Source organism: Brachybacterium sp. HMSC06H03, from assembly GCF_001807385.1.
GTDB classification, from domain to species: Bacteria; Actinomycetota; Actinomycetes; order Actinomycetales; family Dermabacteraceae; genus Brachybacterium; species Brachybacterium conglomeratum.
The window spans coordinates 1-7,420 of record NZ_KV788826.1; the positions used below are offsets into that span (position 1 = coordinate 1).

Sequence of the window (7,420 nt, forward strand, 5' to 3'; positions counted from 1 at the left end):
CGCCGCCCCGCGCGGCATCCGCCGGCGCCCCGTCGTCGGCATCGCTCGTCGGTGCGAGGACCCGGGCCCGTCCGCGCGCCCGCTCCTCCCGCGCCCCTCCTGAAAGGCACAGTCGCCTCATGACCTCGTCGCACGCCCCTGCGCACCGGTCGCGCTCCACGACGGTCCCCGCGATCCTCGCGCGCGTCCTCGTGCTCGGCGCGACCCTCGCGGTCACCGTGTTCATCGCCCCCGTGCTCATCGCCCAGCAGTCCTGGATGTGGCTCGCGGTGCTGCTGGTGGCCGCGATCGCGATGTTCGCCCTCTACTCCACCAAGCGCTTCGTGCCCGGGAAGTACCTCTTCCCCGGCACCTTCTTCCTCGCGGTCTTCCTGATCCTGCCGATCGCCCTGACCGTCGGCTACTCGTTCACCAACTACGGCGACGGGACACGCGGCACGAAGGAGCAGGCGGTCGCCTCGATCGTGGCGAACTCGGTGCAGCAGTCCCCGGACGCGCCGCGCTACGCGATGACCGTGGCGACCTCGGGCTCCGCGGCCGAGGGCCCCTACGAGCTCTACCTCGTGGACCCGGCCGACGGCACGGTGCACCGCGGCGACGCGGAGACCCCGCTCGAGGAGGTCCCTGCGGACTCGGTCACCGTCGTGGACGGACGCGTCACCGAAGTGGCCGGCCTCGAGGTGCTGGACGCGAACCAGGTCAACGCCGTCTACGACGAGCTGATGGAGCTCTCCGTCCCCGTGGACGAGAAGACCGCGGTGCGGCCGCTGGGCGTGAACCAGGCCTTCGTCGGCTCGACGGTCCTGCAGTACGACGAGGCGGCCGACACCATCACCGACACCTCCACCGGCGCCGTCTACACCGTGGGCACCGTCGGCGACGAGCAGTGCTTCGTGGACGAGAACGGCGAGCGCGCCTTCTCCCAGGGCTGGCTGCAGAGCGTGGGCCTGGCGAACTACGAGCGGCTGTTCACCAACTCCGCGATCGCCGGCCAGTTCGGCGCGGCCTTCGCCTGGACGCTGGTGTTCGCGGCGGGCTCGGTGCTGCTGACCTTCGCGCTCGGCTTCGCCCTCGCACTGGTCCTGAACGACCAGCGCCTGAAGGGCCGACGGGTCTACCGCTCGCTGCTGATCATGCCGTACGCGATCCCCGGATTCATCTCGCTGCTGGTCTGGTCGAACTTCTACAACCGCGACTTCGGCCTGCTCAACGAGCTGCTGCACCTGGACCTGAACTGGTTCGGCGACCCGACCCTCGCGAAGGCCGCCGTGCTGCTGACGAACCTCTGGATGGGCTTCCCGTACATGTTCATCGTCTCCACCGGCGCCCTGCAGGCGATCCCCGACGAGCTCACCGAGGCCTCGCGCATGGACGGCGCCTCCCGCTTCCAGAGCACCTCGCGGATCGTGCTGCCGCTGCTGCTGGTCGCGGTCGCGCCGCTGCTGGTCTCGTCCTTCGCCTTCAACTTCAACAACTTCAACGCCATCCAGCTGCTCACCGAGGGCGGGCCCTTCCCGGACGGCTCCGCCCGCGGCGCGACCGACATCCTCATCTCGATGATCTACCGGATCGCCTTCGGCGGCTCGGGAGCGGACTTCGGCTTCGCCTCCGCCGTCTCGGTCTGCCTGTTCGTCCTCACCGGCGTGCTGGCCACCATCCAGTTCCGATTCACGAACGTCCTCGAGGACGTCAACTGAGCCCGCGGAAGGGATCCCCCATGAGCACCACCGCCTCCTCCGCGACCGCGCCCGCCGCGGCCACGCACCGCATGCCCTTCGGCCGCTGGTTCGCCGAGATCGGCTGGCGCCACGTCGTCGGCCTGCTCGCCGTCGCCTTCGCGGTCTTCCCGATCCTGTTCGTCCTGTCCGCCTCGGTGAACCCCTCGGGCTCGCTGTCGGCGACCGGGCTGATCCCCACCGACGGGGTGACCTTCGAGCACTACGCCGCGATGCTCTCCGGCGAGCGCGCGAACTTCCTGCGCTGGTATCTCAACACGATCATCGTCTGCGGCGTGGTCGCCGTCGTGCAGGTGTTCCTCTCGCTGCTGGCCGCCTACGCCTTCAGCCGCTTCCGCTTCCGCGGTCGGCGCGGCGGGATGCTCGCGGTGCTGCTGGTGATGATGTTCCCCGCGATCCTGTCGATGATCGCGGTGTACACGATGATCGCAGACCTCGGCGACGCCGTGCCGATGCTGGGGCTGAACACCCTGGCCGGCTACATCGCGGTCCTGCTGGGCGGCTCGCTGGGCCAGGTCTGGCTGATCAAGGGCTTCTTCGACACGATCCCGAAGTCGCTGGACGAGGCCGCGATCCTCGACGGCGCGACCCACTGGCAGACCTTCTCCCGGATCCTCGTGCCCTCGATGACCCCGATCCTCGCCACCACGCTGCTGCTGGCGCTGGTGGGCTCGATGAGCGAGTTCCTGATCGGCTCGATCTTCCTCACCGACGACTCGAAGAAGACCCTTGCCGTGGGCATGTACGGCATGTTCTCCTCGGACCGCTCCAACAACCTCGGCGTCTTCGCCGCGGGCTCCGTGATGGTCATGGTCCCGGTGATCGTGCTCTACCAGTTCCTGCAGCGGTACATCGTCGGCGGCTCCACGGCGGGCGCCGTCAAGGGCTGAGGACTTCCCGGGGCGCGGCGGCGACCGGGAGGGCGCGCTTCCCGCATTACCATCATGGCCATGCCCTCAGCTCCTGTGACCGACCCCGGGTTCGACGTCGTCGTGCTCGGGGCCGGCCTGAACTCCCTGAACCTCACCATCGCCTTCCACGCCCAGTACGGGATGCGCTGCACCACCGTGGTGCGCACCCCGGTGGCGATGAACGAGCGCACGGTCACGACGGACCTCGTCACCCTCGGCGCCGACGCGAGCGACGAGGACCTGCGCGATGCGCTGATCGACCTGGCCGCCCAGCGCCCCGCCGGCCGGCCGGCGCTGCTGCTGACCAACGCGGACTCCCTCATCGAGCTGATCGATCGATTCCGCGCCGATCTGGAGCCGCACTACCTGCTCGCGCAGGTCGACGCCCAGCTGCTGTCGCGCCTGGCGGACAAGGCCGAGTTCGCGGAGATCTGCGGGGAGCTCGGCATCGACACTGTCCCCACCGTCATCCTCGACTTCTCCCGGGCCGGGGAGCCGGACTGGAACGGGCACGAGGAGCTGCCCTGGTCCTATCCCGTGGTCGGCAAGGCCGCGAACACCGCCGAGTACCACCACGTCGACTTCCCCGGGAAGAAGAAGGTGTTCTTCCTCGAGTCCGCAGAGGAGCAGCAGGCCCTCGTGCGGTCCCTGCGGGAGGCCGGCTTCACCGGGCGCTTTCTGTTCCAGGAGCTGATCGAGGGGGACGACACCGCGCAGCGCTCGATCACCGCCTACCGCTCCAGCCGCGGGAGGGTGACGCTGCTGTGCGCGGCGCAGGTGCTGCTGGGCGAGCACACCCCGGAGGCGCTGGGCCGCCCCGCCGCGATGGTCACCGGGGACTTCCCCTCCCTCACCGCGGCCGCCGAGCGCTTCCTGGACCACGTGGACTACGTGGGCTTCGCGAACTTCGACGTGAAGGTCGACCCGCGCACCGGCCGGGAGTGCTTCTTCGAGATCAACCCCCGCATCGGCCGGAACAACTACTACGTCACCGCCGCCGGCGAGCCCGTGGCGCGGCACGTCGTCGAGGACCGGGTCCACGGCCGGGACATCGCGCAGGTGCGCGTCACCCGGCCGATCCTGTACACGATCCTGCCGCTGCGGCTCGTGCTCTCGTACGTGCGCGACCCCGCCCTGCGCGAGCACGTCCGAGGTGTGGCGCGGCGGGGGCTGCGCAACCCCTTCCGGTACCGTCCTGAGGGCCTGTGGATGCGCGCCTACTCGGTCGTCTCCGGCCTGAACTTCGTGCGCAAGTACCGCGCCGTGTACCCGCGCCCCACCGACACCGGCTTCTGAGCGTCCGCAGCACGTCCCGGCGCTCCCCGAGCCCACCGCTTCACCTCTCCCGCACCGCGCACGACCGACAAGGACCCCTCTGATGCCCGACACCCCGCCCCGCCCCTGCACCGCCGTGTCGACCCCCGAGGTGGACCTGGTGCTGCTCGGCGGCGACATCGGCATCTACGCCCTGGCCCGCGCCTTCCACGAGAAGTACGGGATCACCTCGACGGTCGTGACCCGGAAGGTCGCCGGCCCCGTCGCAGACTCCTCGATCCTGACCACCGTGGAGCTGGGCATGGCTGCCTCCGAGGAGGACATGGTCGCGGCGCTGCTGCAGGTGGGACGCGACAAGGCCGCCCGCCCCGGCGGCACCCGCCCGGTGCTGCTGGCGAACGCGGACTTCCTGGTCGCGCTGCTGGCCGCGCACCGGGACGAGCTCGGCGAGCTCTTCCACCTGCCGCTGCTGGACGACGACGTGCTCGAGGCCGTCGCGGACAAGGCGACCTTCTCCCAGATGTGCTCCGAGATCGGCGTGGCCACACCGCGCACCGTCGTGCTCGACTTCGAGGGCGGCACGGCGCCGGAGGTGCCGGAGCTGGACCTCGGCTGGCCCGTGGTCGCCAAGGCCTCCCGCTCCTCCGCGTACAACGCCGTCTCCTTCCCCGGCAAGCGGAAGGTCTACGAGATCGAGGACCGCGCCCAGCTGCTCGACCTCGTCGGCCGCCTCACGGAGGCCGGCTACCAGGACCGCTTCGTGGTCCAGGAGATGATCCCCGGCGACGACACCTCGATGCTGTCGGTGACCGCCTATGTCGACACCCAGGGCCGGGTCACCCTGCTCGGCGGGGCGCAGGTGCTGCTGGAGGAGCACACCCCCGGCGCGCTGGGGAACCCGGCGGCGATGTTCACGACCGACCTGCCGGAGGTGTTCGAGCAGTCGGTGCGCTTCCTGCACCACTCCGGGTACCGCGGCTACGCCAACTTCGACGTGAAGATCGACCCCCGCGACGGGGTCGGGAAGTTCTTCGAGGTCAACCCCCGCATCGGCCGGAACAACTACTACATGACCGCGGCCGGGGCGAACGTCGCGCTGCCCGTGGTGGCGGACCTCGTCGAGCAGCGTGAGATGGAGCGGCTGGTGCCGCGCGAGGAGATCCTCTACTCGATCGTGCCGTGGCCGCTGCTGCGCCGCTACATCATCGACCCGGACCTGCGCACCCGGGTGCGGGAGATCGGGAAGCGCCGCACCGTGCACCCGCTCGCCTACGGGGTCGAGGGCGCGAGGCGCCGCTTCTACGTGCTCGCCGCGAAGATCAACCAGGTCAAGAAGTTCCTCCAGCACTACCCGCGCCCCTCGGCCGACGGCTTCTGAGGGGCGGGAGACCGGCGCGGTCCGGTCGACTTCTCCGCGCGCCCTGCCTAGGCTGATCGGCATGAGCGAGAACGTCACCGAATCCGACGAGACCTTCAGCCTGACCTCCTCCGCCACGCCGGACGGGACGGTGGTCGCCCCGCCGCAGCTCGTCGAGGCCCTCGGCGGGCAGAACCTCTCCCCCGATCTCGCATGGAGCGATGCTCCCGAGGGGACGCGGTCCTTCGCGGTCACCTGCTATGACCCGGACGCCCCGACTGGCTCCGGTTTCTGGCACTGGGTCGCCTGGGACATCCCTGCCACTGCCGCGTCGCTGCCGCAGGGCGTGGCCCGCGAGGACGCCGACTCGCCGATCCGCCAGGCCGTGAACGACTTCGGGAACGTCGGCTACGACGGGCCGGAGCCGCCCGCCGGTGCGCCGCACCGCTACCAGTTCTCGATCCACGCCCTGCCGGTGGAGACCCTCGGCGTCGAGCACGGGGCCGCCAACGTCCAGGCGCGCTTCGCGATCTTCACCCAGCAGCTGGCGTCGACGTCGCTCACGGCCCGTTACCAGGTGACGGGCTGACGCACTAGGGGGAAACTCTCCGCGACGCGTCGGGCGCGCCCGGTTCTGGCCCCTGGGCACCGGTCATAGGCTCGGAGCATGAGCACGCGGACCAGGCACGACCAGGCGTCGGAGGCAGGATCAGACCACGGTCTGACCCCTCTCCTCCGCTCGGCGGAGGCGCTCGGCGCGACCACGTGCGAACCTCGAGGGGTGAACGTGACCAGGATGCGCCCGAGCCCCCGCCAGGACGCCGAGCCGACCCGTCCCCTGCGAGTGCTCCTCACCACCGACTGGTGGGAACCGGTGGTGAACGGGGTGGTCGCCTCGGTCCAGACCCTGCGCCGCGAGCTGCTCGCCCTCGGCTGCGACGTGCGGGTGCTGACGCTGTCCCAGGGAATCCGCACCCGCAGCGAGCAGGGCGTCTACCGCATCGGCTCGGTCTCCGCCTCGATGGTCTACGACCGCGCCCGGATCGGCATGCCCGCAAGCCGCCGCGTGCTGCGCGAGATCCTGCGCTGGCGACCGGACGTCGTCCACTCCCAGTGCGAGTTCTCGACCCACGTGTGGGCGCGCCGCATCGCCCGCACCCTCGCCGTGCCGCTGGTGCACACCTACCACACGATCTACGAGGACTACACGCACTACTCCTCCCCCAGCCGCTCCGTCGGCCGGAAGGTCGTGAAGACCTTCTCCCGCCGGGTCCTGGCGGGGACGGACGCCGTCGTGGTCCCGACCGCGAAGGTCCAGCGGATCCTCACCGGCTACGGGGTCCGCTCCCCCGTCCACATCGTGCCGACGGGCCTGGACCTCGAGCGCTTCCGCCCCGCCGCGAGCGAGGTCGAGCACGAGGACGTCCGGGCGCTGCGCCGCGGGCTCGACATCGCCCCCGAGCAGCGGGTGATCGTCTCCGTCTCGCGCCTGGCCAAGGAGAAGAACCTCGAGGAGGTCCTCGACATGGTCGCGGCCGCGGGCCGGGCGGACACGGTGCTCGTGCTCGTCGGGGACGGGCCCTACCGCCCGGAGCTCGAGGCGCACGCCCGGGCGCTCGGGATCGCCGACCAGGTCCGCTTCGCGGGCGTCGCGGATCCCGCCGAGGTGCAGCGCTGGTACCGGATCGGCGAGCTGTTCGTCAGCGCCTCCCTCAGCGAGACCCAGGGCCTGACCTTCATCGAGGCGCTCGCCTGCGGGCTGCCGCTGCTGTGCCGCCGCGACCCGTCGCTGGCGAGCGTGGTCATCGAGGGGCGCACGGGCTGGCAGTACGAGGACGCCGAGCAGTTCTCCGCCCACCTGTCCGCGCTGCTGGACGGCCCGCGCCGACGCGAGGAGATGGCGACCGCGGCCCGTGAGCACGCGCAGGCGACCTGCGGGGCGCAGGACTTCGGTCGGCACGTGCTCGAGGTGTACCGCCAGAGCCTGCGCCGCAGGCCCGCCCGGATCATCTCGCGCCCGGTCGTGACCGCATGAGCACCACGACCGGGACGATCCCCGCGGTCCGCACCTCGCCGACGCGCCCGGCGACCCCTGCCCGCCGCGTCGCCGCCCGGCCGGTCCCCGCCCCCGTCTCCCGCCC

Annotated in this window: 6 protein-coding genes; all 6 read left to right on the forward strand. The window is 71.0% G+C overall.

Annotated elements, in window-relative coordinates:
* Window positions 1-119: 119 nt before the first annotated feature.
* The 6 genes from HMPREF3159_RS10150 to HMPREF3159_RS10175 all read left to right on the forward strand — a co-directional run bounded on the left by HMPREF3159_RS10150 (window position 120) and on the right by HMPREF3159_RS10175 (window position 7,314).
* The gene (locus tag HMPREF3159_RS10150) at window positions 120-1,697 is read left to right on the forward strand and encodes an ABC transporter permease subunit (RefSeq protein WP_070500926.1); all 1,578 of its coding nucleotides are present in this window, start codon (window positions 120-122) and stop codon (window positions 1,695-1,697) included.
* A gap of 20 nt (window positions 1,698-1,717) precedes the next feature.
* Window positions 1,718-2,626, forward strand: a complete 909-nt coding sequence (locus HMPREF3159_RS10155) for a sugar ABC transporter permease (RefSeq protein ID WP_070500927.1) — start codon at window positions 1,718-1,720, stop codon at window positions 2,624-2,626.
* 60 nt (window positions 2,627-2,686) lie between these two features.
* On the forward strand, window positions 2,687-3,943 hold the full coding sequence (locus HMPREF3159_RS10160) for a carboxylate--amine ligase (protein WP_246821603.1): 1,257 nt from the start codon (window positions 2,687-2,689) through the stop codon (window positions 3,941-3,943).
* A gap of 82 nt (window positions 3,944-4,025) precedes the next feature.
* Window positions 4,026-5,300, forward strand: a complete 1,275-nt coding sequence (locus HMPREF3159_RS10165) for a carboxylate--amine ligase (RefSeq protein ID WP_070500929.1) — start codon at window positions 4,026-4,028, stop codon at window positions 5,298-5,300.
* A 61-nt stretch (window positions 5,301-5,361) separates the two neighbouring features.
* Window positions 5,362-5,868 (forward strand): YbhB/YbcL family Raf kinase inhibitor-like protein, encoded by a 507-nt coding sequence (locus tag HMPREF3159_RS10170; protein WP_070500930.1) that lies wholly within the window; start codon window positions 5,362-5,364, stop codon window positions 5,866-5,868.
* Window positions 5,869-6,075: 207 nt separating this feature from the next.
* The gene (locus HMPREF3159_RS10175) at window positions 6,076-7,314 is read left to right on the forward strand and encodes a glycosyltransferase (protein WP_070500931.1); all 1,239 of its coding nucleotides are present in this window, start codon (window positions 6,076-6,078) and stop codon (window positions 7,312-7,314) included.
* Window positions 7,315-7,420 lie beyond the last annotated feature (106 nt).

Bases quoted from the DNA above. Each gene is read 5' to 3' on its own strand.
- HMPREF3159_RS10155 (WP_070500927.1), top strand. From the start codon at position 1,718: ATGAGCACCACCGCCTCCTCCGCGACCGCGCCCGCCGCGGCCACGCAC.
- HMPREF3159_RS10170 (WP_070500930.1), top strand. From the start codon at position 5,362: ATGAGCGAGAACGTCACCGAATCCGACGAGACCTTCAGCCTGACCTCC.
- HMPREF3159_RS10160 (WP_246821603.1), top strand. From the start codon at position 2,687: ATGCCCTCAGCTCCTGTGACCGACCCCGGGTTCGACGTCGTCGTGCTC.
- HMPREF3159_RS10165 (WP_070500929.1), top strand. From the start codon at position 4,026: ATGCCCGACACCCCGCCCCGCCCCTGCACCGCCGTGTCGACCCCCGAG.
- HMPREF3159_RS10175 (WP_070500931.1), top strand. From the start codon at position 6,076: ATGCGCCCGAGCCCCCGCCAGGACGCCGAGCCGACCCGTCCCCTGCGA.
- HMPREF3159_RS10150 (WP_070500926.1), top strand. From the start codon at position 120: ATGACCTCGTCGCACGCCCCTGCGCACCGGTCGCGCTCCACGACGGTC.